Source organism: Flavobacterium rakeshii, assembly GCF_009741375.1.
Taxonomy (GTDB): Bacteria; Bacteroidota; Bacteroidia; order Flavobacteriales; family Flavobacteriaceae; genus Flavobacterium; species Flavobacterium rakeshii.
Genome location: NZ_WOWP01000057.1, coordinates 1 through 24,982, shown reverse-complemented (window position 1 = coordinate 24,982; position 24,982 = coordinate 1). Strand labels below are relative to the sequence as shown.

30 protein-coding genes are annotated in these 24,982 nt (G+C 35.4%); 16 read left to right on the top strand and 14 right to left on the bottom strand.

The genetic code is table 11. The features are described from left to right. Nucleotides 1–19 precede the first annotated feature (19 nt). The 9 genes from pyrR (at nucleotide 20) to GN157_RS14585 (ending at nucleotide 7,792) form a co-directional block, all read left to right on the top strand. Complete coding sequence (gene pyrR, locus GN157_RS14625) at nucleotides 20–553, top strand: bifunctional pyr operon transcriptional regulator/uracil phosphoribosyltransferase PyrR (protein ID WP_035130865.1); 534 nt, start codon at nucleotides 20–22, stop codon at nucleotides 551–553. Between the two features lie 21 nt (nucleotides 554–574). Continuing rightward, a complete protein-coding gene (locus tag GN157_RS14620) occupies nucleotides 575–1,504 on the top strand; it encodes an aspartate carbamoyltransferase catalytic subunit (protein WP_157484246.1) in 930 nt (309 codons plus the stop codon). 72 nt (nucleotides 1,505–1,576) lie between these two features. Continuing rightward, the gene (locus tag GN157_RS14615; RefSeq protein ID WP_157484245.1) at nucleotides 1,577–1,909 is read left to right on the top strand and encodes a ribonuclease Z; all 333 of its coding nucleotides are present in this window, start codon (nucleotides 1,577–1,579) and stop codon (nucleotides 1,907–1,909) included. 90 nt (nucleotides 1,910–1,999) lie between these two features. Continuing rightward, nucleotides 2,000–2,905 carry a ribonuclease Z gene (locus GN157_RS14610; protein WP_157484244.1) on the top strand — a complete coding sequence of 302 codons (906 nt, stop codon included), beginning with the start codon at nucleotides 2,000–2,002 and terminating at the stop codon, nucleotides 2,903–2,905. Nucleotides 2,906–2,985: 80 nt separating this feature from the next. After that, the gene (gene pdxH / locus GN157_RS14605; RefSeq protein ID WP_157484243.1) at nucleotides 2,986–3,630 is read left to right on the top strand and encodes a pyridoxamine 5'-phosphate oxidase; all 645 of its coding nucleotides are present in this window, start codon (nucleotides 2,986–2,988) and stop codon (nucleotides 3,628–3,630) included. An 82-nt stretch (nucleotides 3,631–3,712) separates the two neighbouring features. Continuing rightward, nucleotides 3,713–4,237, top strand: coding sequence for a SixA phosphatase family protein (locus GN157_RS14600; protein ID WP_157484242.1), 525 nt, complete (start codon nucleotides 3,713–3,715; stop codon nucleotides 4,235–4,237). After that, nucleotides 4,200–6,335, top strand: coding sequence for a polyphosphate kinase 1 (gene ppk1, locus GN157_RS14595; protein WP_157484241.1), 2,136 nt, complete (start codon nucleotides 4,200–4,202; stop codon nucleotides 6,333–6,335). Before GN157_RS14600 ends, ppk1 begins: the two co-directional genes overlap by 38 nt. Nucleotides 6,336–6,377: 42 nt before the next feature. After that, nucleotides 6,378–7,268 carry a Ppx/GppA phosphatase family protein gene (locus GN157_RS14590; protein WP_157484240.1) on the top strand — a complete coding sequence of 297 codons (891 nt, stop codon included), beginning with the start codon at nucleotides 6,378–6,380 and terminating at the stop codon, nucleotides 7,266–7,268. Nucleotides 7,269–7,270: 2 nt separating this feature from the next. After that, nucleotides 7,271–7,792 (top strand): O-acetyl-ADP-ribose deacetylase, encoded by a 522-nt coding sequence (locus GN157_RS14585; RefSeq protein WP_157484239.1) that lies wholly within the window; start codon nucleotides 7,271–7,273, stop codon nucleotides 7,790–7,792. Nucleotides 7,793–7,951: 159 nt separating this feature from the next. On the opposite strand, the gene GN157_RS14580 is transcribed toward GN157_RS14585, so the two are convergent. The 3 genes from GN157_RS14580 to GN157_RS14570 are packed head-to-tail and all read right to left on the bottom strand — an operon-like array spanning nucleotide 7,952 to nucleotide 10,066. Further along, nucleotides 7,952–8,566, bottom strand: coding sequence for a hypothetical protein (locus GN157_RS14580; protein ID WP_157484238.1), 615 nt, complete (start codon nucleotides 8,564–8,566; stop codon nucleotides 7,952–7,954). Between the two features lie 35 nt (nucleotides 8,567–8,601). Beyond that, nucleotides 8,602–9,366: a TIGR02757 family protein gene (locus tag GN157_RS14575; RefSeq protein ID WP_157484290.1), complete on the bottom strand. Its 765-nt coding sequence runs from the start codon at nucleotides 9,364–9,366 to the stop codon at nucleotides 8,602–8,604. A 31-nt stretch (nucleotides 9,367–9,397) separates the two neighbouring features. Continuing rightward, nucleotides 9,398–10,066, bottom strand: a complete 669-nt coding sequence (locus tag GN157_RS14570; RefSeq protein WP_157484237.1) for an ABC transporter ATP-binding protein — start codon at nucleotides 10,064–10,066, stop codon at nucleotides 9,398–9,400. Between the two features lie 142 nt (nucleotides 10,067–10,208). Here GN157_RS14570 and msrA point away from each other — a divergent pair, with 142 nt between their 5' ends. Further along, nucleotides 10,209–10,871: a peptide-methionine (S)-S-oxide reductase MsrA gene (gene msrA, locus GN157_RS14565; protein WP_197429466.1), complete on the top strand. Its 663-nt coding sequence runs from the start codon at nucleotides 10,209–10,211 to the stop codon at nucleotides 10,869–10,871. Between the two features lie 31 nt (nucleotides 10,872–10,902). On the opposite strand, the gene GN157_RS14560 is transcribed toward msrA, so the two are convergent. The 5 genes from GN157_RS14560 to GN157_RS14540 form a co-directional block, all read right to left on the bottom strand. After that, a complete protein-coding gene (locus tag GN157_RS14560) occupies nucleotides 10,903–11,220 on the bottom strand; it encodes a DUF6787 family protein (protein WP_035130888.1) in 318 nt (105 codons plus the stop codon). Nucleotides 11,221–11,250: 30 nt separating this feature from the next. Further along, nucleotides 11,251–11,697, bottom strand: coding sequence for a DUF6146 family protein (locus tag GN157_RS14555; RefSeq protein WP_157484236.1), 447 nt, complete (start codon nucleotides 11,695–11,697; stop codon nucleotides 11,251–11,253). Nucleotides 11,698–11,786: 89 nt separating this feature from the next. Beyond that, nucleotides 11,787–12,749 carry a D-2-hydroxyacid dehydrogenase gene (locus GN157_RS14550; protein WP_157484235.1) on the bottom strand — a complete coding sequence of 321 codons (963 nt, stop codon included), beginning with the start codon at nucleotides 12,747–12,749 and terminating at the stop codon, nucleotides 11,787–11,789. Nucleotides 12,750–12,778: 29 nt separating this feature from the next. Beyond that, nucleotides 12,779–13,849 carry a 3-phosphoserine/phosphohydroxythreonine transaminase gene (gene serC, locus GN157_RS14545; protein WP_157484234.1) on the bottom strand — a complete coding sequence of 357 codons (1,071 nt, stop codon included), beginning with the start codon at nucleotides 13,847–13,849 and terminating at the stop codon, nucleotides 12,779–12,781. 97 nt (nucleotides 13,850–13,946) lie between these two features. Further along, nucleotides 13,947–15,008: an acyl-CoA reductase gene (locus GN157_RS14540; RefSeq protein ID WP_157484233.1), complete on the bottom strand. Its 1,062-nt coding sequence runs from the start codon at nucleotides 15,006–15,008 to the stop codon at nucleotides 13,947–13,949. Between the two features lie 70 nt (nucleotides 15,009–15,078). Here GN157_RS14540 and GN157_RS14535 point away from each other — a divergent pair, with 70 nt between their 5' ends. Further along, on the top strand, nucleotides 15,079–15,432 hold the full coding sequence (locus tag GN157_RS14535; protein WP_035130898.1) for a 4Fe-4S dicluster domain-containing protein: 354 nt from the start codon (nucleotides 15,079–15,081) through the stop codon (nucleotides 15,430–15,432). A gap of 48 nt (nucleotides 15,433–15,480) precedes the next feature. On the opposite strand, the gene GN157_RS14530 is transcribed toward GN157_RS14535, so the two are convergent. Beyond that, nucleotides 15,481–16,215, bottom strand: coding sequence for a DUF434 domain-containing protein (locus tag GN157_RS14530; protein ID WP_157484232.1), 735 nt, complete (start codon nucleotides 16,213–16,215; stop codon nucleotides 15,481–15,483). Nucleotides 16,216–16,334: 119 nt separating this feature from the next. On the opposite strand from GN157_RS14530, the gene GN157_RS14525 reads away from it, so the two are divergent. The 3 genes from GN157_RS14525 (at nucleotide 16,335) to GN157_RS14515 (ending at nucleotide 17,403) form a co-directional block, all read left to right on the top strand. Then, nucleotides 16,335–16,679 (top strand): hypothetical protein, encoded by a 345-nt coding sequence (locus GN157_RS14525; protein ID WP_157484231.1) that lies wholly within the window; start codon nucleotides 16,335–16,337, stop codon nucleotides 16,677–16,679. 66 nt (nucleotides 16,680–16,745) lie between these two features. After that, the gene (locus GN157_RS14520) at nucleotides 16,746–17,075 is read left to right on the top strand and encodes a hypothetical protein (protein WP_157484230.1); all 330 of its coding nucleotides are present in this window, start codon (nucleotides 16,746–16,748) and stop codon (nucleotides 17,073–17,075) included. A 121-nt stretch (nucleotides 17,076–17,196) separates the two neighbouring features. Continuing rightward, complete coding sequence (locus GN157_RS14515) at nucleotides 17,197–17,403, top strand: (4Fe-4S)-binding protein (protein ID WP_157484229.1); 207 nt, start codon at nucleotides 17,197–17,199, stop codon at nucleotides 17,401–17,403. Between the two features lie 54 nt (nucleotides 17,404–17,457). Here the strand turns inward: GN157_RS14515 and GN157_RS14510 are convergent, their stop codons facing one another. Further along, entirely contained in the window at nucleotides 17,458–19,038 is a 1,581-nt protein-coding gene (locus tag GN157_RS14510) for a phage tail sheath family protein (protein WP_157484228.1), read from the bottom strand. A 103-nt stretch (nucleotides 19,039–19,141) separates the two neighbouring features. Beyond that, entirely contained in the window at nucleotides 19,142–20,392 is a 1,251-nt protein-coding gene (locus GN157_RS14505; protein WP_157484227.1) for a pyridoxal phosphate-dependent decarboxylase family protein, read from the bottom strand. A gap of 188 nt (nucleotides 20,393–20,580) precedes the next feature. Here GN157_RS14505 and GN157_RS14500 point away from each other — a divergent pair, with 188 nt between their 5' ends. Continuing rightward, nucleotides 20,581–21,786 carry a GTP-binding protein gene (locus tag GN157_RS14500; RefSeq protein WP_157484226.1) on the top strand — a complete coding sequence of 402 codons (1,206 nt, stop codon included), beginning with the start codon at nucleotides 20,581–20,583 and terminating at the stop codon, nucleotides 21,784–21,786. Between the two features lie 7 nt (nucleotides 21,787–21,793). Then, complete coding sequence (locus GN157_RS14495; protein ID WP_157484225.1) at nucleotides 21,794–22,375, top strand: hypothetical protein; 582 nt, start codon at nucleotides 21,794–21,796, stop codon at nucleotides 22,373–22,375. A 37-nt stretch (nucleotides 22,376–22,412) separates the two neighbouring features. Here the strand turns inward: GN157_RS14495 and GN157_RS14490 are convergent, their stop codons facing one another. The 3 genes from GN157_RS14490 to GN157_RS14480 all read right to left on the bottom strand — a co-directional run bounded on the left by GN157_RS14490 (nucleotide 22,413) and on the right by GN157_RS14480 (nucleotide 24,663). After that, nucleotides 22,413–23,006 (bottom strand): HD domain-containing protein, encoded by a 594-nt coding sequence (locus GN157_RS14490; protein ID WP_157484224.1) that lies wholly within the window; start codon nucleotides 23,004–23,006, stop codon nucleotides 22,413–22,415. A gap of 137 nt (nucleotides 23,007–23,143) precedes the next feature. Beyond that, nucleotides 23,144–24,025: an aldo/keto reductase gene (locus GN157_RS14485; RefSeq protein WP_157484223.1), complete on the bottom strand. Its 882-nt coding sequence runs from the start codon at nucleotides 24,023–24,025 to the stop codon at nucleotides 23,144–23,146. Nucleotides 24,026–24,102: 77 nt separating this feature from the next. Then, nucleotides 24,103–24,663: a Crp/Fnr family transcriptional regulator gene (locus GN157_RS14480; RefSeq protein ID WP_157484222.1), complete on the bottom strand. Its 561-nt coding sequence runs from the start codon at nucleotides 24,661–24,663 to the stop codon at nucleotides 24,103–24,105. Between the last annotated feature and the right edge of the window lie 319 nt (nucleotides 24,664–24,982).

Sequence of the window (24,982 nt, the reverse complement as noted above, 5' to 3'; positions counted from 1 at the left end):
CCAAACTTAACACAGCACTATGAGCCATAAAATATTGCTAACTTCAAAAGAAGTCAATATCATCCTTAACCGTTTGGCCTGCCAGTTAATTGAAAAACATCTTGATTTTTCTGATACTATACTTATTGGATTACAGCCCAGAGGCCGTTATCTGGCAGAACGTATAAAACAGTTGCTGGAACAGGATTATAATGTGAAAGATGTACCACTTGGATTTTTGGATATTACATTTTTCAGGGATGATTTCCGTAGGTCAGATAAGCCGTTGGAGGCAAACAAAACCCAAATTGACTTTTTAGTAGAAAATAAAAAGGTAGTTTTTATTGACGATGTATTGTACACAGGCCGAAGCATAAGATCTGCATTAACAGCAATACAGTCGTTCGGAAGACCTTCTGAGATAGAATTACTGGTACTTATTGACCGTCGTTTTAGCAGACACTTACCTATACAGCCTGATTACAGAGGCCGTCAGGTAGATGCAATTAACAACGAAAAGGTAAAAGTAACCTGGCAACAGAACGAGGGAGAGGATAGTGTTTATTTAATTTAGGCGTAATAGCAACAGTAAGTAATGAAAGAATTAAGCGTTAATCATTTATTAGGAATAAAATATATCAACAAAGCTGATATTGACCTTATTTTTGAAACGGCCGACCATTTTAAAGAAGTAATAAACCGACCTATTAAAAAAGTCCCTTCGCTTAGGGATATTACCATAGCCAATATATTTTTTGAAAACAGTACGCGTACCAAGCTTTCTTTTGAGTTGGCACAAAAGCGTCTTTCGGCAGATGTGATAAGCTTTTCGGCTGCACAATCGTCTGTAAAGAAAGGAGAAACGCTTATTGATACTGTAAACAATATCCTATCCATGAAGGTGGATATGGTAGTTATGAGGCACTCACATCCGGGAGCTGCTCATTTCCTTTCACAAAATGTAAGCGCAAGTATAGTTAATGCCGGAGACGGTGCTCACGAACACCCAACACAGGGTTTACTGGATTCTTACACTATAAGGGAAAGGCTTGGTGATGTAGGTGGTAAGAAAGTAGTTATAGTAGGTGATATTCTTCACTCAAGGGTGGCGCTTTCCAATATTTTTGCATTACAGCTTCAGGGAGCCGAGGTTATGGTTTGCGGACCAAAAACATTAATCCCGAGATATGTTGAATCACTTGGTGTAAAAGTAGAGTCTAACTTGCGTAAAGCACTGGAGTGGTGTGATGTTGCTAATATGCTTAGGGTACAAAATGAACGCCTTGATGTAAACTATTTCCCGTCTACAAGAGAGTATAGCCAGCAATATGGTGTTGATAAGGAGTTGCTTGATTCGTTAAACAAAGAAATTGTTATAATGCACCCGGGACCTATAAACAGAGGGGTAGAGATTACCAGTGATGTTGCTGACTCACAACAGTCTGTTATATTAAATCAGGTAGAAAACGGTGTTGCTATAAGGATGGCAGTTATTTATCTGTTAGCCTCTAAAATTAAGCAATAGGCATAAAATTATTTTAAAAACAGTATTTTTCATTTATCTGTTTGTAAATTAGCTATAACAGCACAATAACTTATGAAAGTAGACGAAAAAGGACATACCGTTACTTTAAAAGACACTCAGGGAGATATTAATGCTTTCAGAGAAAAAATTGAAAGTGAATACAATTCCTTTAAAAACCTAAACATCATACTTGATGTTACACAGGATACAGGATTAGGATTAAATGATATTTTATCATTTTTATCACTATCCAACAAGCACAGAAAATCTAAAAAATCGTTTGTTATGGTAGTAAACGATTTTGATTTTAATGAAGTTCCAGATGAGATGATTGTAGTGCCTACAGTTTTAGAGGCACACGATATCATTGAAATGGAAGAGATAGAAAGAGATCTGGGCTTTTAATTTTAATTTATAAATACTGTTACTCTATGTAACAGCAAGCAAAAAGGCATTTATAATGACCCTGCTTTTTTGTTTTCAAAATTCAAGCAGATGAATCTCACCATACTTGGCTGTTATGCCGCTACTCCAAGAACATTAACTAATCCTACCTCACAGGTTTTAGAGATAAAAAACAGAATGTTTTTGATAGACTGTGGTGAAGGTACACAGGTACAGCTCAGGAAAAATAAAATCCGTTTTTCTAAAATCAATCACGTTTTTATTTCACACCTGCATGGGGATCATGTTTACGGACTTATAGGCTTAATTTCTACGTTCTCATTACTGGGAAGAAAAAACGACCTACATGTTCACGGACCTAAAGGGATTAAGGAAATGATGTTGGTACAGTTAAAGCTATCGGCATCATGGACAACCTATAACCTTTACTTTCATGAGTTGGAAGGAAATGAATCTCAGGTGGTTTTTGAAGATGATAAAGTAATAGTACGTACAATTCCTTTAAAACATAAGGTATATACAAATGGTTACCTTTTTGAGGAAAAACCTGCCGAACGTAAACTGCATATAGGTAAAGTAGAAGATTATGGTATTGATACCTGTTATTACCAAAAGATAAAAAACGGAAGTGATATCACGCTTGATGATGGAAGAGTAATATCAAATAGTGAACTTACGTTTGACCCTCCCGCACCAAAAAGTTATGCTTTTTGTTCAGATACTTTGTATAGTGAAGATATATTACCGATTATTAATAATGTAGATGTTTTGTATCATGAAAGTACTTTTTTAGATACTGAAGAATACTTGTGTGAAAAAACAATGCATAGTACCGCAAAACAGGCTGCAACTATAGCTAAGAAAGCTAATGCTAAACACTTGCTGTTAGGGCATTTCTCCACGCGTTACGATTCTATTGAGTTGTTTAAGGAAGAGGCACAAACTGTTTTTGAAAATGTTGAACTGGCAGATGACGGTAAGTTTTTTGAGTTCTGATTTTCATAAAAGTCAGGTTTTGTTATTTAAAAATTAAATAAATTTAAACTGTTATTTGTACAGCTTAAAAAGATATAAAAATGGAAGATTTAAGTAATTACAGACGTTCGTATGAAAAAGGTGAATTAACCGAACAGAATTTACCTGAAGATCCTATATCGCTTTTTAAAAAGTGGTTTCATGAAGTTGAAGATTTTGGTGCTGTTGCCGAGGTAAATGCTATGACGGTTTCTACCATTGGTAAAGACGGTTTTCCAAAAGCGAGGGTGGTGTTGCTTAAACAGTTTACGTACGAAGGTTTTATATTCTATACCAATTACAATTCTGAAAAAGGAAAAGCTATAGAAGCTAATCCAAATGTATGTCTTTCATTTTTTTGGCATGAACTTGAACGTCAGGTTATTATAAAAGGTGTTGCAGAGAAGGTTTCCGAAAATATATCTGACGGTTACTTTGAAAGCCGTCCGGAAGGAAGCAGGCTGGGGGCTATAGTATCACCGCAGAGTGAAGTTATCCCTTCTCGTGATTTTCTTGAGAATAAACTTCATGACCTTGAAAACGAATACAAAGGGAAAGAAATTCCGCGCCCAAAAAACTGGGGAGGTTTTATCGTAAAACCTGTAGAAGTAGAATTTTGGCAGGGAAGACCAAACAGACTTCATGACAGGATACGATATAAACTACAGGATGATTTCAGTTGGTTAACAGATAGGCTTGCTCCGTAATAAAAATTAACATATTCTTTGGATTTTATTAAGCTATTTTTTCTGATATTTAATATATAGATATTTTAAAAAATGCAGGCCCATGAAAAATTTAATATTAATCCGTCACGCAAAATCAAGCTGGGATGCCCCACTGATTGATAAAGACAGACCATTGTCTAAAAGAGGGATAGACGATGCGCATCTGGTTGCTTCTGCGGTTTCAGGATACTTACCAAAAACTTTTATGGTTTGGTCCAGTACGGCACAACGCGCTAAAAATACAGCCTACATTTTTGCTGAGACTCTTTCAATTCCTATAGAAAATATAGTGTTTAAAGATGATCTTTACACATTTGAGGTAAAGAGGCTTGAGAATATTATAAAAAGTTGTGATAACAAATATGATAACCTAATTCTTTTTGGACATAACGAGGCGATTACTAATTTTGTTAATATCTTTGGGAGCGTTACCTTAGATAATGTACCTACTTCAGGCTTTGTTTCAATATCTTTTGAACAAGACGACTGGGGTGCAATACAAAAAGGTAAAACCCAAAAAACAGTTTTTCCAAGAGAGTTAAAAAAATATGATTCACCATCACACACCGGTAAACCGGTATATTGACAGGGAAAAAAGTTGGCTGGCCTTTAATGCGAGAGTATTACAGGAAGCTGCTGATGAAAAAGTCCCGTTACTAGACCGACTTAGATTTTTAGGTATATTTTCCAATAATTTAGACGAATTCTTCAGGGTTCGGTATGCTGCAGTTAGGCGATTAAGCTTAGCGGGGCAAACCGGAGAGAAGCTTCTTGGTGGTATATCCTCACAGCAGTTGCTTAAGGATATTACCGAGATCGTTATTGAACAACAGTCTGAAAGTTTAAGGATATTAAGCGTTATTGAACAGGAACTTCAGCAGGAGAACATTTATATTATCAACGAAACTGAAATTTCCAAGGAACAGGAAAACTTTATAAAAGATTTCTTTATCCAAAAGGTTAGTCCGGAGTTGGTAACCATTATCCTTAATGATCTTGATGAATTCCCGTTACTTAAAGATGCGGCAGGTTATCTTGCCGTTAAACTTGTTATTAAGCCTAAACAAATTAAAGGCCCTGACGGAACTTTAATTGATGATGACAGTAACAAGAAAAGGGAAGTGCGTTATGCGGTTGTGGAAATGCCTAAAACAGTAAACCGTTTTGTGGTACTGCCGTCTAATAACGATAAGCACTATGTTATTTTGTTAGATGATGTTATCCGTTATAACCTTCACAATATCTTCAGTATTTTTAATTATGAGAGTGTATCTGCACACATGATTAAAATTACCCGTGATGCTCAGCTGGAAATTGATAGTGACCAGAGTAAGAGTTTAATGGAAAAAATTTCTAAAGGGGTAAAAGAAAGAAGGATTGGTGAGCCGGTACGTTTCGTTTACGATCAGTCGATAGAGAAAGATACACTTAACTTTTTCCTTACCCGAATGGGTATTGATGCTACCGATAGTATTATTCCGGGTGGTCGTTACCATAACAGGAGGGATTATATGAGTTTTCCTAACCTGGGCAGGTATGATTTGCTTTACAAACAAAATCCGCCATTACCCATACCGGGATTAAGCCTTGACGGTAGTATTCTGGATAAAATAAAAGAAAAAGATTATTTGTTAAATGCTCCATACCAGTCGTTCTCTTATATCATTCGTTTTTTAAGGGAAGCAGCACTGGATCCAAAGGTAATTTCGATAAAAATTACCCTTTACAGGCTTTCTAAAAATTCCCAAATTATCAGTTCCCTTATTAATGCGGCTAAAAACGGTAAAAAGGTTACCGTTCAAATTGAGCTGCAGGCACGTTTTGATGAGGCAAGTAATATTTCTTATTCAGAGCAGATGCAAAGGGAAGGTATCAACCTTATTTTTGGAGTAAAAGGGCTTAAGGTACACAGTAAAATATGTGTGGTTGAGCGTGTTGAGAAAGGAAAGATAAAACGTTACGGATTTATCTCTACAGGTAACTTTAATGAGTCGACTGCTAAGATTTATACCGATGTAACTTTGTTTACCTATCACCAGCAAATATTAAAGGATGTAAACAAAATATTTGACTTTTTTGATGTAAATTACCGAATACATCGCTACAAGCATTTGTTTGTATCACCGCATTATACAAGGTCTAAGTTCTATAAACTGATAGACAGGGAGATACTTAATGCGATAGCCGGAAAAGAGGCCTATATCAAACTAAAAATGAATAGCCTTACCGACTATAAAATGATCGACAAATTGTATGAAGCCAGTAGGGAAGGAGTAAAAATACAGCTTGTTATAAGGGGTATTTGCTGTCTTATTCCGGGTGTGGAAGGTATGAGCGAGAATATTGAGGCTATAAGTATTGTAGATAATTACCTGGAACATTCAAGAGTTTATATTTTTGGGAATAACGGGCAGCCGGAAGTGTTTATCTCTTCTGCCGATTTTATGACCCGTAACCTTGATGAAAGGGTAGAAGTTACCTGTCCTGTTTATGATGAGGATATAAAGAAGGAACTTATAGATACTTTTGAAATTGGCTGGAAAGGTAATGTAAAAGCAAGACTACATTCTGAAAATCTTGAAAACAGGTACAGAAAACGTCCTGAAGAAAAAATATTCAGGGCACAGCTTGAAACCTACAACTATTACAGGGATAAACTGGAAGTGGTTTTCGATAATTTTTAAATTATAAAACTTGTGGCTTAGAGCCAGGGGTTCTTATTGCGAATGATTAATATAAAAAAATATGCAGCGATAGATATTGGATCAAATGCCATGAGGCTTTTGGTGTGCAATATTGTAGAGCAGGAAGGAAAAGCACCACAATTCAATAAAAGTTCGTTAGTACGTGTTCCAATACGTTTAGGGCAGGATGCCTTTACTGTTGGCGAAATAAGTGATGATAATATAGAGCGCATGGTAGATGCCATGAAAGCCTATAAGTTACTTATGAAAGTACATAAGGTTGAAAGATATATGGCATGTGCCACATCGGCAATGCGTGAGGCTTTTAACGGAAATGAAGTGGCCGAACTGATTCAACAGGAAGCTGAAATTAAAATAGATATTATAGATGGTAAAAAGGAAGCTGCCATTATAGCATCGACCGACTTACATACTTTTATAAAACCCGATCAAACGTATCTTTTTGTAGATGTTGGTGGTGGTAGTACCGAATTTTCTCTTTTTGACAACGGTAAGATCATAGCATCAAAATCGTTTAAAAACGGTACGGTACGTTTGCTTAATAATATGGTGAACGATTTGGTTTGGGTAGAAATAGAAAAATGGATTAAAACAGTAACCGAGCCGTTTGATAATGTTACCCTTATAGGTTCTGGTGGTAATATCAACAAGCTGTTTAAACTTTCAGGTAAAAAACAGGATTTACCGTTATCCTATTTTTATATTAATTCGCAGTATCAGTTCCTTAATACGCTTACTTATGAGCAGCGCATTGCTGAATTAGGGCTTAATCCAGACAGGGCAGACGTTATTATATATGCCACACGCATTTATCTCAATGCCATGAAGTGGAGTGGCGCACGCAATATTTACGTGCCTAAAATAGGGCTGTCTGACGGTATAGTAAAAGCAATGTATTACGGAAAAATCTAATCATGTCTAAAATAGAGCTTATTAAAGGTGATATAACAAAAATCACGGCCGATGTTATTGTTAATGCGGCTAATTCGTCTTTGTTAGGTGGCGGTGGAGTTGATGGTGCTATACATAGAGCGGGAGGATCGGCAATACTGGATGCCTGTGTAGCTATAAGAAATAAACAGGGTAATTGTAAAACAGGAGAAGCAGTTATTACCACAGCAGGTAATTTACCAGCTAACTATGTTATTCATACTGTGGGGCCGGTTTGGAATGGCGGTGCAAAAAAAGAGGAAGAGCTACTTAAAAACTGCTATATCAACAGTTTAAATCTGGCACTTGAAAATAATGTAAAGACTATAGCTTTTCCTAATATTAGTACTGGTATTTATCACTATCCCAAAGATAAAGCGGCTGATGTAGCTATAGCTTCCGTAAAGGAATTTTTAGAAAATAATAATCAGGCAATCGATAAAGTAATATTTGTTTGTTTTGATGACGAAAATTATACTCTCTACAAATCAATTTTAGAACAATAAATTTAACAATGGAAACAACAGTAACCGATTTTTCTTTTGGTATTGGAATGTGGCAGCTACTTTGTATACTGCTCCTGCTACTTTTTGTAGTAGGCATATTCTTTTTAGTGAGATACATTGCGAAAAAAACTTTATCTAAATAAAAAAAATAAAAGGAGACTACCAGTCTCCTTTTATTTTATCGATTATTTCATCCTGCCTGTGCTCATCAAGCCTTCTCAAATAATGTCCGTTGGGCTTTATTATAATATAATTCCCGTAAGAGGCTTCATAATTTGAAAATAGATTTTTAAGCAGATAATTATTTTTATCTTCTATAAATCCATCTAGTATATAATCTTTTTGTGAAACGAAAAAGTGTACATAACCGTCATTCTTTTTAAAAAATCTTAAATAGGAACGGTTTTTCGTGTATTTATTGAAAAAGCCATCATAACTCGATTGCTTTTTTACCGGATATGAGAAAAAATCAATTACTATAGTCTGGTTGTCTTTAATTTTTTGCCCGCTTAATAATTCAAGTTCTTTTATTAGCGATTTTCGCTCTTCCTGTGTAATTACGTTTATCTCTTCTCTCAAAAATAAACTACCTAATACGGCGGTATCATTTTCAATAAGCTTATAAGTATATTTATGCTTAGGAACTTTTATACTATCAATAAATGTTTGTTTATCAATAGACTCTCCTTTGTGATTATAAAAATATACGTTTGGTTCCTGCGAATAGGAGTGAAAGCTAAAAAGCAGGCATAGTAATGCAGTAAGTAATCTCATATAGGTAAGGATTTGTTTGATACACTGCAATTTAACTAAAATCCTTCAAACACACCAAGCCCAAATAAAGCAAAGTCGTACTTTACAGGATCCTTAGGGTCTAACTGGCGTAATTGAGCATCCAGTTCTTTCAGAGCTTTAGCATCGTTTTGCTTTCGGTTAAGTAAACCCAGTTTACGCGCTACGTTACCGGAATGTACATCTAACGGGCAGGATAGGAGTGAAGGAGATATTTTGTTCCATATACCTAAATCTACCCCTGCATTATCGTTACGAACCATCCATCGTAAAAACATGTTGATTCTTTTTGCTGCCGAACCGTTTAAGGGATCAGATACATGTTTTCGAGTACGTGACTGATGGGCTATTTCAAAGAAAACTTTTTTAAACTCGCTTATACTTTGCTGCATTCCATCTGCATTTTGATGTTTAGTAAAAAGCATTTCGAGTCCACCATGATTTTTATAAATATTCTGTAATGCCTGCATGAAAGTGGCTAAGTCTGTCGAATTGAATGTGCGGTGTACAAAGCCTTCCAGATTATCCAAATGGTCTTCATTATGATTCATAACAAAGTCATACGGACTGTTACCCATTAAATCCATCATTTTGTTGGCACTGTTAATAATCATTTTACGATTACCCCAGGCAATGGTAGAGGCAAGGAATCCGGCAATTTCTTTATCTTCTTTCAGGGTATATCGATGCGGAATCTGTATTGGATCGGTGTCAATAAAATCAGGATTGTTGTATAAAATTACTTTTTCATCAAGGAACGATTTAAGCTCCTCCACATTCATTTTTTCATTCATCACAGAAATCTCCATTATTTTAATGTCCCGAAATTATCTGTCCGTCACTCATAACCAGTTTCCTGTCGGCCATATTAGCCAGTTCCTCATTATGGGTAACAATAACAAAAGTCTGTCCCATTTCATCTCTTAACTTAAAAAACAGGTTGTGTAGGTTTTCGGCAGAATGGGTGTCAAGATTCCCCGAAGGTTCATCGGCAAAAATAACGGCAGGCTTATTTATAAGTGCTCTGGCTACAGCAACACGTTGCTGCTCACCACCCGATAGTTCTCCCGGTTTGTGGTTTATTCGGTGTGAAAGGCCTAAATACTCAAGTAGTTTTTTGGCCTCTGCTTCTGTTTCTGCTTTTTGTTTCCCTGCTATAAACGCAGGTATACATACGTTTTCAAGAGCTGTAAATTCAGGAAATAACTGGTGAAACTGGAATATAAAACCGAGTTTAAGGTTTCGGAACTTAGATAAGGCTTTGTCTTTCATATTCAGTACGTCTTCACCGTCTATAAGTAGTGAAGTTCCGTTTTCTGATTTAGGTTTGTCAAGCGTTCCCAATATTTGCAGAAGGGTTGTTTTTCCGGCACCTGATGCTCCTACAATAGAAACGACTTCTCCTTTTTTAATATGCAAATCTACTCCTTTAAGTACATGAAGTGAATCGTAATATTTATGAATGTTTTTTGCCTGTATCATTAATTCGGGTTTTCACAAAGAAACAAACAATTTAAATAAAAATAAATCTTTTTTGGCACAATATTTCGTATGTAAATAGTGTAAAGTCTGTTTACAAACAGATTGTAATAAAATGATTGTATAACTTTGAAAACTACATACAATGAAACGAATTATGATGCTAACACTGGCTGTTTTTACACTTTCCTGCCAGGGAAAGCCTGAGACAGCAGTAACAGATAACAACAAAGAAGAATTAAAGAAAGGAGATTTAAAACAAATGGATAACAGTAAGTTAGAGACTGCCATATTTGCAGGAGGCTGCTTTTGGTGTACAGAGGCATTTTTTACCGATTTAAAAGGAGTGGACAAAGTAGTTTCCGGTTATATAGGGGGTACTACAAAAAATCCAACCTATAAAGAGGTTTGCAGTGGTACAACAGGACATGCCGAGGCTATTAAAATTACCTATAACCCTGATGAAATTGCTTATGAAGATTTACTTGAAATCTTTTTTGCGACTCACGACCCTACTACGCTAAACAGGCAAGGGGCAGATATAGGTACGCAATACAGAAGTGAGGTGTTTTATACTACCCCTGAACAGAAAATCAAAGCAGAGAACTTTATTAAGTTACTGGAAGATCAAAAGATATTTGATAAGAAGATAGTTACTAAAGTTAGCGAGGCTACCGAGTTTTATCCGGCAGAAGATTACCATCAGGATTATTATGCTTTAAACCCTAATCAGCCGTATTGTAAGGCAGTGATTGAGCCAAAGCTTAGTAAGCTTAAAAAGAACTATAAGTCCAAGCTTAAAGAATAATTAATGTAATTGATAAAAGAAAAGCTCCTGATTAGGAGCTTTTTTTATTTTTAAAGAGAAAGCCAAGCCCCATACCACGGAGCATTTTTTTCTCGAAGTTCCAAAAGAATTTAAACTGACCGGATACAAGTCCGAAAAACACCAGTAATACCTGATATACAGGGAAGATAATAAGTAGCCGAAGCGGTATATACAGCCAAGGAGACATAGCATCTTTAGAGATGCCTATCCATTCTATTACAGGTTTAGATAAATATGCCGATGTTGAGCCCGTTATGGCAAAAACAATGAATATTACTATGAGTTGGAAATTGCTGGTAATGCCCCAGCGCTTTTTTAATTTTTCCATGAAAAGGGTTAAAAGACAAATATACTGGATTTAAGTTTTAGGTACAATACCTCCAAGGCGTTGTCCTGTTGTTAACTGAAAATATACCAAATAATTGTATAGCATATAGTTTACTTCATATCCGTAGTCTATTCGGGGTTCATAATCTATTTGCATAAGGTATAGGTCTCTGTAACGTTGTGGCTGCATTGCTCTTATATTCCATTGTATTACCCAAAGCCTGTTTTTGTTTTTCAGGTATTGTTGTGAGTAATATCCTCTTGGTTTTGCTCTGGAATATAACCATGAATTAAAACCGGGATCTATAATGGTAATTTCATATTCCAGCTCATCGTTTGCAATACGTACAGTGTCATTAGCAATGGCGGTAGTATCTGTAGTCACAGACATAGGTTCCATAGCTTCAGTGTCATTTTGTGTTTTACAGCTAAATACAAGCAGTAAAAACATGCCGAAAAGTAGAATGTAATTTTTCATAGCGATATGACTTTTGATCATACAGCTATAAAGTTAAAAAATAAAAAGCACCCGATAGGGTGCTTTTCTGTTAATTAAGATTTTTAATCTTAGCTATTTGCTGTTTTCAATATGCTTATAATCTGTTCGGCTAGCTCTGTACCAATACGATCCTGAGCCTCAAGGGTAGCAGCCCCAATGTGTGGCGTTAATGAGATTTTAGGGTTCATTAATACCTGTATAGCCGGTTTAGGCTCTTCTTCAAATACATCAAGTCCGGCAAAGGCAACTTTACCGCTGTCAAGGGCATCAACAAGGGCAACTTCGTCAATAATACCACCACGAGATGCGTTAATGATACCAACACCGTCTTTCATAGATTCAAGTTCAGCCTTACCAATAAGGTGACCTCCCTGTGCAGGTACGTGTAGGGTAATAAAGTCGGCATGTTTAAAGATGTCCTCAATTGGTTCTGTAATTATTTCTACATTGATAAACTGACCGTTGTAAAAATCTACTCTGATCTCGGCATTGCCAATAAATTTATCTGAAGCAATTACTTTCATGCCTAATCCAAGAGCAATACGTGCTACTGATTTACCTATTTTACCAAACCCGATAATACCAAGTGTTTTACCTTTAAGCTCAGTACCAGCTGCATAGCTTTTTTTAAGGCTGTTAAAATTACTGTCACCTTCAAGAGGCATAAGTCTGTTAGAATCATGCAGGAAACGTACGCCTGAGAAAAGGTGAGCAAAAACAAGTTCTGCAACCGAGTCAGACGAAGCAGCCGGGGTATTGATTACATGTATACCTTTTTCACGGGCATATTCAACATCAATATTATCCATACCAACACCACCACGGCCTATTATTTTTAGGCTTGGGCAATTGTCAATAATATCTTTTCTTACCTGTGTTGCACTCCTTACTAAAATTACACTAATTTCATTTTTATTAATGTAATTAGCTACCTGTTCCTGTGCAACTTTTGTTGTTATTACTTCAAATCCGGCATCTTCAAGAGCTATAATACCACTTTTGGAAATACCGTCGTTTGCTAAAATTTTCATTTGTTATCTTAAGATTTGATGATTAAAATTTATACAGTTCTTTCAAACTCCTGCATTACATCTACAAGTACCTTAACGCTCTCTAATGGCATGGCATTGTAAATGGAAGCCCTGTATCCGCCTACAGACCTGTGTCCGTTAATACCGCTAATGTTAGCTTCTTTCCAAAGTTTATCAAACTGTTCTGTATATGCTTCATCCTTTAAAAGGAAGGTTACGTTCATTTTAGAGCGGTCTTCAGTTTTAGCTGTTCCGGTAAACAATGGGTTACGGTCAATCTCATTATAAAGCAGTTCGGCCTTTTCATTGTTTTTCTTTTCTATAGCTGTAACACCGCCATTTCTTTTAACCCATTGCAGAGTTAAAAGAGAAGTGTAAACAGGGAATACAGCAGGTGTATTGTACATACTGTCTTTAGCGATATGCTGACTGTAATCTAAAATTCCCGGGATGTTTCTTCCTGTATTACCAAGTATATCTTCTTTCACTACTACAAGGGTAGTACCTGCAGGACCCATATTTTTTTGAGCACCGGCATATATAATTCCGAATTTAGAAAAATCCAGTTCTCTCGAAAAAATATCAGAACTCATATCACAAACCAAAGGCACATTGGTTTCAGGGAAACTGTGCATTTGTGTCCCGAAGATGGTATTGTTACTTGTACAGTGTAAATAATCGGCGTCTGCCGGTACAGCAAAGCCTTTTGGTATATAGTTGTAGTTTTCGTCTTTGGATGATGCTATAACCTCTGTAGTGCCAAAACGTTTAGCTTCCTTTATAGCGCCCGAAGCCCATGTTCCCGTGTCAAGATAAGCAGCTTTGCCATTTTCTTTTAACAGGTTGTACGGAACCCTTACAAACTCCATACTGGCACCTCCGGTTAGGAAAAGTGCTTTATAACCTTTGCCTTCCAGCCCTAAAAGCTCAAGCGCGGTGGCTCTGGCTTCTTCCATAACGGCAACAAAATCTTTACTTCTGTGTGAGATTTCGAGAATAGAAAGCCCTGAATTATTAAAATCAAGGACTGCCTGAGCAGATTTTTCAAATACTTCTTGTGGCAGGATTGAGGGACCTGCACTGAAATTGTGTTTTTTCATGGGACAAATTAAAAATAGATAGAATGCGTGCTACAAATTTCCAAAATATCCATTAGATAACAGCAAAAAAGATTCGGAAATATTTTGAATTATTCCGCTATATTTTTGATAAAAATGCAATTGTATCCACACCATCAGCATAATCCCAAAGCTGTGGTTTTTGTGTGTCTCCAAAAGCAACTTTTCCGCCAATACCGTCAATGTTGCTAACAATGCACTGAATCAGTTCTTTATCTGTTTCAATACGCTGTTTAATAGCATCTGTGTTTTCATAAAACTCATAAAAAACACTTGAGATAGGAGAGGAGTAACTACTGTCTTCTTTTATGGTTAAAAAACCGTTGTCCAGAATTTTAAAGTTACTCATTAGGAAAACCGCCTTGTTGTAATCGTAATTATTAGCATATTTTTCATAATGGATAATATCTCTGTACTCATAAATGGCTTCCCAAAACGGAGTAAAATCATAATCCTTTGGTACAAATAGTTTTGATACATTACGGCATCCTAAACCAAAATACCTGAAAATATCTTCTCCAAGCCCTATCAATTCTTCTTTACTTTCATTTCCTGTAAGTATAGCAGCTGAGTTACGGTTTTTACGGATTATAGAGGGCTTATCTTTAAAGTAGTATTCAAAATAACGTGCTGTATTATTACTACCCGTGGCAATAACAGCATCAAAACCTTCCAGTTTTTGCTCGGTAAAAGTAACCGCGTTTTCTAAACGGGGTTCAACCGTAATTAAATACTTGGCTAAAAATGGTAGTAAATGCTGATCGTTTGATGATGTTTTAACCAAAGCTTTATGCCCTGTAATTACTACCGAAATTAAATCGTGAAACCCAACAAGCGGAATATTCCCGGCTAAAATAAGTCCAATAGTTTTTGGCTCTACAGTATCAAGATTGTAGTTGCTTAACCATTTATCCAGATTATCAGGGGTTAAGGCATCAGCCCATGACTGTAATGCGAAATAAACCTCATCCTTAGTAAACCAACGATTGTGTGATTGTGATAACTCTATCAGGTTAGAAAAGTTATCAAAAAATAAGTCGTTGTGCTGTACACCTTCTTTCGGAGTAGTGTTTTCGGCAGAAAACTGACCTAAAAATTTACCTAATTCAACAAAGGCTGTTTTTCTTTCGGCTAAAGTCATTAGATTTGCTTATGAATAGTTTTGGACGTAATTTTGTGCAAATTTACATTATTAAAAAATAAAACAAGCTATGGCAATCATAATAACAGACGAATGTATAAACTGTGGGGCATGTGAACCCGAGTGTCCTAATACGGCAATATATGAAGGTGCCGATGACTGGAGATATAAAGATGGTACCAGTTTAAGTGGTAAAATTGTATTACCAAGCGGGGAAGAGGTAGATGCTGATGAGGCTCAAACACCTATTTCAGACGACTTATATTACATTGTACCAGGTAAATGTACAGAGTGTAAAGGTTTCCATGAGGAGCCTCAATGTGCTGCTGTATGTCCGGTAGACTGCTGTGTGCCTGATGATGACCATGTTGAAAGTGAAGAAACACTATTAAACAGGCAGGCATTTTTACATGGTGATGAATAAGGAAATCTTATTTTAAATATAAAATCCCCTGCATTGCAGGGGATTTTTTTATGGTTCTATTATATAAGACGGTTTTGTGTTAGGAAACAGGTTGTTAATTATATAGCTTCCTAAATTAAACCATTGCTTACATTCGTTTAGTATCCACGCGTCTGATGAGCAAACAAGTTTCTCCCCTTCACACAAAAAATTATCGGGAGAATTATCCAGAAGTACTTCCCATTTAAAGTTATGTTGTTGTGTCAGTTCATAACAAAAGCTTTTCATTTTTCCGCTGTTTGATACGGGAGCATCAAATACCCATATCACTTTTTCCAGTTCCAGTTTACTGAATATTTCCCCTATTGTAACTAGTACTTCCTGCGTTTGGCTAACTCTTTTATAAGTACCATGAACAGAGGATATATCCCTGTAACAACCATCAAGCCCTTTAAAAATAAATCCTTGGGAAAGTAAGGTTTCAAACAGTATTATTACATTAAAACCATCAAGGTAAATAGTTTTACCTTTTAACTCTTCGGGAGTAAGTTCTTTACTTTTTCTGAGCGAAATATCCTGACTTGAAGCTCCCATTCCCTGTAATGCCTTTATTTGCCTTGTTTTAAGGCGGTATCGATTACCTACAAGCCCTACCGATGCTTTTGCAGGGAAATCTCTGCTTAACAGGTAATACATATCTTTAAGCCCTTCGGTTATTTTTAGCTGTTCTTTTTCGTTACCGAAAAGTTTATCGTCTTCAGAGCTTTTACCTCTGTTTTTAAGTGATTCGGTTTTACCTTTCAAGGTTATTAGGTATTTGGTTTATAGTTATATAGTGAAAACCCTTATACAAAACAGGTAGTTTTACCTGTATATACTTTTCAATATATTGATAATTTTACAGAAACCAAATCTAATCAATTATGGAAACGCCAAAAACAGAAATTCCGGTTTTTGATATATATTCTTATCGAAGGATAAGAAGAGCTATAGGTTATTTAGGAATATTTTTACCTATAGTTTTGGTTATCCTTTCGTTTATAGATTTTTTTGATACCAACGTACAACCGTCAATCAGCCACTATTATTATACCAACTTCAGGGAGATTTTTACCGGTACCCTGTGTGCTGTTGGCTTGTTTTTAATACGCTACAAGGGTCATGGTAATCCATCCATATGGAAAAATGACAATTTACTTACAAATATTGCAGGGATAATGGCTGTTGGTGTAGCTATGGTACCTACAAACCCCGAGGTTATTTCATAAAAAATATACACTCTTATCCCGTATCCAGATGCTTGGTTGGGAGCGTTGCATTATGGTTTTGCCGGAATGTTGTTCCTAGTTTTTTCACTCTTATCAATTAATGTATTTACCATAGGACATAAACATGAAACGAATACACCACAAAGCGTTGTGAATGAAAATAATATTTACCGTTTTTGTGGCTACTCTATATTGGTATTTATCATTATGGTACCTGTATCGGCAAAGTTTAAACTGTTTCCGTATTCAACATTAACTTTTGAGGCTTTATCATTGTTAGTTTTTGGTATTGCCTGGCTAATTAAAGGTCGTGCTTTAGGTGACAAGGGTAATTGGGGACAAAAAGTTTATGGTGAGGATAATAAGGTTAACACCGAAAGTTCTTTTAATAAATAAACCGATTATATAATCAATGATATGGGGCATTCGTGGGTTAAACCATTTTGAATAGCCAACTTAAAATGTTGTTTTATTACCCGAAAAGAAGTAACTTGTAACGTATAAAAACTATGAAATTATGGACGTTCGTGAATATACTAACGGAGAGGTTACTATACTATGGAAGCAAAAGCTGTGTATACATTCGGGTATTTGCGTAAAAACATTACCTAAAGTATATAACCCTAAAGAGAGGCCCTGGATTAAACCGGAGAATGCCTCGTCAAAAGAACTGATTGATCAGGTAGCCAAATGCCCGTCAGGAGCATTAAGTATTAAGGAATAATAGAAAAGCCTCACTATTCAGTGAGGCTTTTTAATGTAATGTGGCATAATTTATTTAATTACCGGTAGCCATTTGTTGTTGAAGTGTAATAACAATAAATTCTGCAGGATGTGTAACTGCCACTTTAATTGTAACATTCATTACTCCGTTAATTATATCATCAGAAGTCATTGTGGTCCCTAAACCACATTGTACAGAAAAAGCGTCGGCCGCAGTTGCACCCTGTAAGCCTCCTTCTTTCCAAACTGAGATTAGAAAATTACTAATAGATGATTTTACTGCTGACCAGGTATTTACGGTATTAGGCTCAAAAACATAAGCTTTCATGGCTAGTTTACAGGATTGCTGTATAAAAGACACAGTTCTTCTTACAGAGATATATCTCCAGTCATTACTATTACCATCTAGCGTTCTTGCTCCCCAAATTAAAATTCCCTGTCCGTTAAAAAAGCGTATTGCATTTATTGATTTACCTGTAACACTATCTACATTTAAATTAGCCTGTTGGCTATCATTAAGCTTTATTGGGAGTGTGTTTGCGCCAACAATAGTTTTATTGGCGGGTGCCTGCCAAACTCCAGTTTCATTATCTGTTACAGTTATTACTCCGGCCATTCCGCCACTTGGAGGTAGTATGTTAACATCAGCTAAAATATGGTTTATAATTTCATGATACTTTTTACTGGCATTTATAAGAGCATTATTGTATTGAGAAACCGTTAAAGGATCTTTCCCGGGATTTTGAATAGTATCCAATAACTGATTCAGGGTATCGCTGTTACCGTCGGCCTCGGTTAGTATAGTAGCCAGTTGTTTTATATCTCCGCCAAAAAGATTAGTGTAATCAATTTCATTACTTTGCGTTACGGTTGTACCTACAAAAGGATAATAGGCGGCTCCGTAGTCTAATCCGTTGTTGCCGGTATTGTTTTTAAAGGTTTCAATGTCATTAGTGTAAAGTGTAGGGTCGGGATTATTACCCCCTATAATATCAAATATCGATATAGGGTTTTCTTTTTGTGTACATTGTAACAACATCTTTTGCATAAGAGTGCCATTATCTGAAACAGATAATAATGTAGCTTCCGGACAGATGTACATGGTAGGCTCATTCTCATTTTGAAGTAATGCCAGGCCATTTAAAAGCTCATTGAGCTTTACATTAGGATTTATTATGTTTTTACCAATAGCACCAGGTGTTCCTGAAGGTTTACCATATCCTCCTACGGAAATAATATAAGCATCACCACCACCATTTTGATAAAACAACCTTATACTATTGTATAAATAGTAAATAGTATTAGGATCAGAAACAACAGAATAAAAAGTACCGTTTACCTGTAAATAGTCGCCACTGGCAGGTTGCGCCTCCTGTTTTACAAGATAATACTGTGGATTATATTGTTTTGAAGGATCTGCCGGAGGTGCCGCATCGGGTATACAGTATATTGCTTTGAATTCAGAGAACGATGTTATTTTCTGAACCTTATTAGTGTATGATTTTCCTTCATATTCAGCCTGTGGTGTATATCCTATAAAGGCAGGTACGGCGGTAGGTACCGGTACAACCGAATTAGGAAATGCATTGATTTCATTTATATATACTCCCGGGGTTTTAATGTTTGATTCTAACATGGGTATGGTTAATTAAGTACATCTCAAATTTAAATACTTAATAGTTATAAATATACCGTAATACTACCTGTTTGGGTATTTTAGGTATAAATGCCTGATTTATTTAATTAATAACAGAAACGTTTTTAACCACCTTAAGTTCATTTATAAACTGTAATAAATCTTCTACCTCAACGTGTCCCATTACAATGATTTTATACCATTGGTTGGTTTCATCATGTTTTTGGGGTACCAAATCAAATTTAAGGGCCAGTTCTTCAGGGATTCCTTCTGCCTTAATGGTTACGATATTCATATATGGATTCCTGAAGTATTTTATGTCTAACTCATCTAACTGATTACATAGCCATGTTGTTCGCATTTGCAGTATACTTATTTTTTCAAACCACGCATGCGGACCATATGTAGCAAGTATTGCCCAAACCGCAACTGCGTTAGTTCCTGATCGGCTGCCGCACAGGGTTAAATCCATTCCCTCAACATATTCGGCTTCTTTGGTCAGTACGTTTTCAATTAATCCTTTACGACAGATAAAAATTCCTGTACCGTAAGGTGCCTGTAACATTTTATGAGCATCTATTGTTATGGAACTAATGTTTTGGTTATTAAAACTCATATCACTGTTTGGATTACTAAACGGATATATAAATCCGCCGTAAGCAGCATCAATATGTAGTTTGAAAGGGAGATTGTTTTGCTCCATTACAGCTACATAAGTATTTACATCATCTACAGAGCCGAACATGGTAGTCCCCATGTTGGCTACTATAATGAAGTATTTCTTACCGTTAATGATTGCTTTTTTAATACTGCTTTCTAAAGCCGGTTTGTTAACCGACCTATTTTCAAAATCAACAGGTATTTTGATATAATCTATCATTAACAGGTTTGAACCTTTTGGGATAGAGTAGTGGGTATCTTCTGATGCTATTATGGCTATTTCATTAGGAGAAGCATTTAATTCGTTTATAAAGTAATTTCGGTACACCCATAATGCCTGTATATTAGCTTCGGTACCTCCCGGGGCTATATAGCCGTCAAATGAATCAGGTTGTGCCTTAAAAATATCAACGGCTACTATATTGAGTACTTCGCGTTCTATATCCTGAGTGCCTTTAAAAGCTTTTTCAGATGTGCCAAAGGTATGGCAGCCTATATGATTTGGGTTTGCTACAAACGATTGCAGTACAGGACTGTCTTTTAAAAACGGAGCCTCATCGTTAAAAACCTTTTCATCCAACTTTGATGCTGGATATCCAAGGGAAGGATCTTCAGAGAAGTTTACATTGTTGTGTAATGCCTTTTTAATATCTTTTAAGCGCTCGCTGTGTGTAATTTTTTTCCAGTATTCCATCTTAATTTGTTTTAGGCAAATTAAGATGTTAGTGTGAACTTAAAATATGATATATGTCATAAGTATAGTTCATAATTTAATTTATTGCAACATAGTTGCAGTAATAAGGTTTTGTTTATATTTGCAACTAAGTTGCATTAGTGTTGATGCAATAATACTTTTCATTTTCTAATATATAAACAGAAAAAATGCAGGAAAAAATAAATAGACTTCCGGTAACGGTATTAAGTGGTTTTTTAGGGGCTGGCAAAACGACTTTACTAAACCATATATTACACAATAAGGACGGTTTAAAGGTTGCGGTGATTGTTAATGATATGAGCGAGATAAATATTGATGCCGGACTTGTTGCTAAAGAACAAACTCTTTCAAGAACAGAAGAGAAGTTAGTTGAGATGAGTAATGGTTGTATTTGCTGTACTTTAAGAGAAGATCTTATTATTGAAGTTGAAAGATTAGCAAAAGAAAACAGGTTTGACTATTTATTGATTGAAAGTACAGGCATTTCAGAGCCTGTACCTGTAGCCCAAACATTTACTTTTAGTACCGAAGATGGCTCTGTAGACCTTTCCACTTTTAGTTATATAGATACTATGGTTACTGTTGTGGATGCGTATAATTTTTTCAGGGATTTTAATACCGATGAAGTACTTGCTGACAGGGACCTTACAGATGACCCTGCCGATAATAGAACTATAGTTAATCTACTCACAGAACAGGTAGAATTTGCAAATGTAATTATCATTAATAAAGCTGATCTAGTAGATGCTGAAGTTATAAAAGTTCTTAAGGCAGCTTTACGCAAACTTAATTCAGATGCCCATATTATTGTTTCGGAATTTGGTAAGGTTCCTTTAGCTGATATAATAAATACGGGCAGTTTTGATTTTGAAAAAGCACAAACGTCTGCCGGCTGGTTAAAGGAGCTGGAAAATGAGCATGTTCCTGAAACGGAAGAATACGGTATTTCATCATTTGTTTTTAGGAGTAAAAAACCATTTCATCCACAACGCTGGTTAAATTTTTTGGGAGAGCATTACCCTTCTAATACAATACGGGCAAAGGGATTATTTTGGTTAGCTTCACGTCCTGATTTGGCAGTTAATTTTAGTCAGGCTGGTGGTAGCATGCGTGTAGAAACTGCCGGGGTATGGTGGTGTAGCATGCCATATAGTGAAAGAATAAGATACCGTGCTTTTCATGATAATCAGTATGATATAGAGGAATCATGGGATAGTAATTGGGGGGACCGTAAAAATGAAATTGTTTTTATTGGTCAGCAGTTAAATAGGGAGGAATACATTGGTCAACTGGAAAAATGTTTATTAAATGATGATGAAATTAAAAATTGGAAAACTATAAAATGGGAGGATAATTTTCCTGAAATAATGTAAATATCACATGAGTAAAACTTATTTAATAGCCATAATAGTAGTTATTTGTAGTCTCTTAATTTTTGGTGGCAGTTATTTGGTTAGCAATAATAAAACTATAGATAAAACAAAGGTTAATACAGATATAATACATGACTCAGTAGTATTAGGGACATATAGTGAAAAAACAAAATTTAAAAAGGATTCAATAGTAAGTCAATACAATATAGATGAGCCTTATACTTTAAACTGGAAATTACTTTCTGACATTGAATATAGTGAGATAAAAGATTCAATATATCCTGAAGGAATAATGTATCCTAAGGTAAACACAAAATTAAAAACTCTTTTGGGTAAGGAAGTAGTATTAAAAGGTTATGTTATTCCTATCGATGAAGAAAGTTATGCTATTAGCAAAAATCAAATGGCTTCATGCTTTTTTTGTGGAGCTGCAGGCCCCGAATCTATTTCTGGTATTAATTTTAAAGATGGTAATACTCAGCGTTTAAAAACTGATAAGTTTATAACCATTAAGGGGATTTTCAGGTATAACGAAACCAATCCTGATGATTGGATTTATAATATTGATGAAGTAGTTGTTATTGAATAACAGGAATGTTTTTATAATATTTATTATTATGATTAGACTATTCCTTATTTAAAATACCTTTCTCTACACTTTCGTTTATTAATTTTTCGGCAAAGTCCCACAGGGTTGTTGAGCCTTCGTTAATTACTTTTTTCTTGTTATATACCTTATCATAGCTTACATTAAACTCTCTCCATGTTCCGCCATTGTTAGATGTGTTTTGTAGTAATGGCTCCAGTCTGTCCATTGCTCTGGCAAACTTTGCTTCTTTGGTTATTCCCGCTTCAAACTCTTCCCAAATCTCTATTAACTCATTTGCTTGTTCTTTAGGTAGTAGTCCAAAAATACGATTAGCAGCTATTCTTTCCTCATCGGTATTATCATGGTTTTTCTGGGTGTCATAAATAAAAGTATCTCCGGCATCAATTTCTACAATATCATGTATCAAAACCATTTTAACCACTTTGAGAACATCTATCGGTTCATTTGAATGTTCGGCTAAAACGATAGCCATTACTGCCAAATGCCAACTGTGCTCTGCATCATTTTCATTTCGGTCACTATTAAATAGCTTAGTTTTCCTCTGTATGTACTTTATCTTATCAATTTCCTTAATGAAAGCAATCTGTTTAATCAGGTTTTCCGGAATCATATTCTTGTAATTGTGAAGTGAATTACAAAATTAAAAACTATTGAGTAAACTACTCAAAATAGGAGGTAGAATATGTATTGTATTAGAGAATAAAAACCAAAAGGCACAACTAAACTGTACCTTTTGGTTATGACGAATTATCCTAAAAACGCCATATCTTCATCGGTAAGCCTTATGTCAAAAGCTTTAATGTTTTCATTTAAGTGGTTTAGTTTTGAAGTCCCCGGAATAGGTAAAATCAAATCATTATAATGTAACAGCCAAGCCAGGTTTATTTGTGCCGATGATACATTGTATTTTTTTGCAATCTCAGCGATTTTATTTTCCTTGTTATGTAAAGAGCTTTGTAATGAGAAAAACGGAACCATAGGGATATTATTAGCTACACAAATATCCATTACTTCCTGCAGCCCTCTTATTTCCATTCCGTGTGTAGAGAAGCTTTTACGTTGATCATAACCAAATGCATTTTCAACACTGGCTACATTCCCCATAGCTAGAGCTTTATTTAATTCTTCAGGAGTTACATTACTCAAACCTACATGCATAATTTTCCCTTCCTTTTGCATCTCAAACATTGCATTTAGCGATTCCTCAAAAGGTGTACTTGAGCCAGGCATTACACGGAAATGTACAAGCTGTATCTGTTCTGTTTTTAAGGTTCTTAAATTATTTTCAATACTGGCTCTTAAATTCTCAGGTTTATCATAAACACCCCAGCTTTTATCTTCACCTCTGTTTGCACCTACTTTTGTGCATATTACCAAGTCATCTTTATATGGATATAAGGCTTCTTTAATAAGTCGGTTAGTTATATCCTGACCATAGTAGTCGGCGGTATCTAAAAAGTTAATTCCCTGTTCAGAAGCTGTTTTTAAAATCTGTAAGGCTTCATCTCTGTTTTTAGGCTCACCCCAAACATACTCTCCGGGTAACTGCATAGTGCCATAACCTAACCTTTTTATGGTTAATGGATTACTTGTATTGGCACCAATTGTAATTGTTTCTTTAAAACTCATTTTTTACTTTTTTTGATTAACAACACAAAGTTCTATTAACCGGATATTAAAACATTTGCCATTTGGCAAAAAGGGACTTAGCGAATGTTTTTTCGAATCCTGCTTAGTGATGATTGTGTAACTCCCAGATAAGAGGCTATGTAGGTGAGCGGAACTCTGTTTACTAGAGTTGGGAATTTTTCCAGAAAGATGAGGTAGCGTGTTGTGGCATCTTCCGAAACCAGCGAACTCATCCTGTCTACCTTTTTCATTAAGGCATTATGAAATATCTTATTGGTAATAGTTTCCCAGTCTACAATTGTATTAGAGAGTTCTTTCCATTGCTGTTGGGAAAACAGAATCAGTTTACTGTAGGTTGCAGCCTGTATGTATTCAGTAAAGGGTTCAGCTCTATAAGGGTTTGCTATAAAGTGGTTTTCTTCAACAAAATACTTGGTGATTTCTTCGCCTTTTCGGTTATAGTAACAAATACGGAAAACACCTTCTAAAATAAAAGCATAGTAGTCAAACCTTTTACCGGCTTCAGCAAAATACTCGTCCTTATGTAATTCTGTCTCAACTGAATTTTTAGAAATAAGTTCAATTTGCTGTGTATTTAAATTGCTAAACTGTAAAATATATTCAATAAGCTGTTCCATTAGGTAAAGTTAGTAATCATTAAGTAAGTTCTTTTTGTCATTTGGCAAAAAATAAGTTACGTATGAATAAATAGAATTTGGTAGTTTGTTTAAGACTAATTTTAATAAACACTATTTAGTGATATAAAGGTTAGGAGTAATATAGTATTGAAAACTTTATTAATATTTTTTATACAAACAGTTTATAATTTCAATATGAAATAAATTCAGTCTTAAAATCATATTATATCATTCTTTTTTTAAGTTTTAGAAATAATTATTTGTAATAATTCTAAATAGTTATTTTTATTTAATCTAAATAAATAATTTTGTTTCCAAT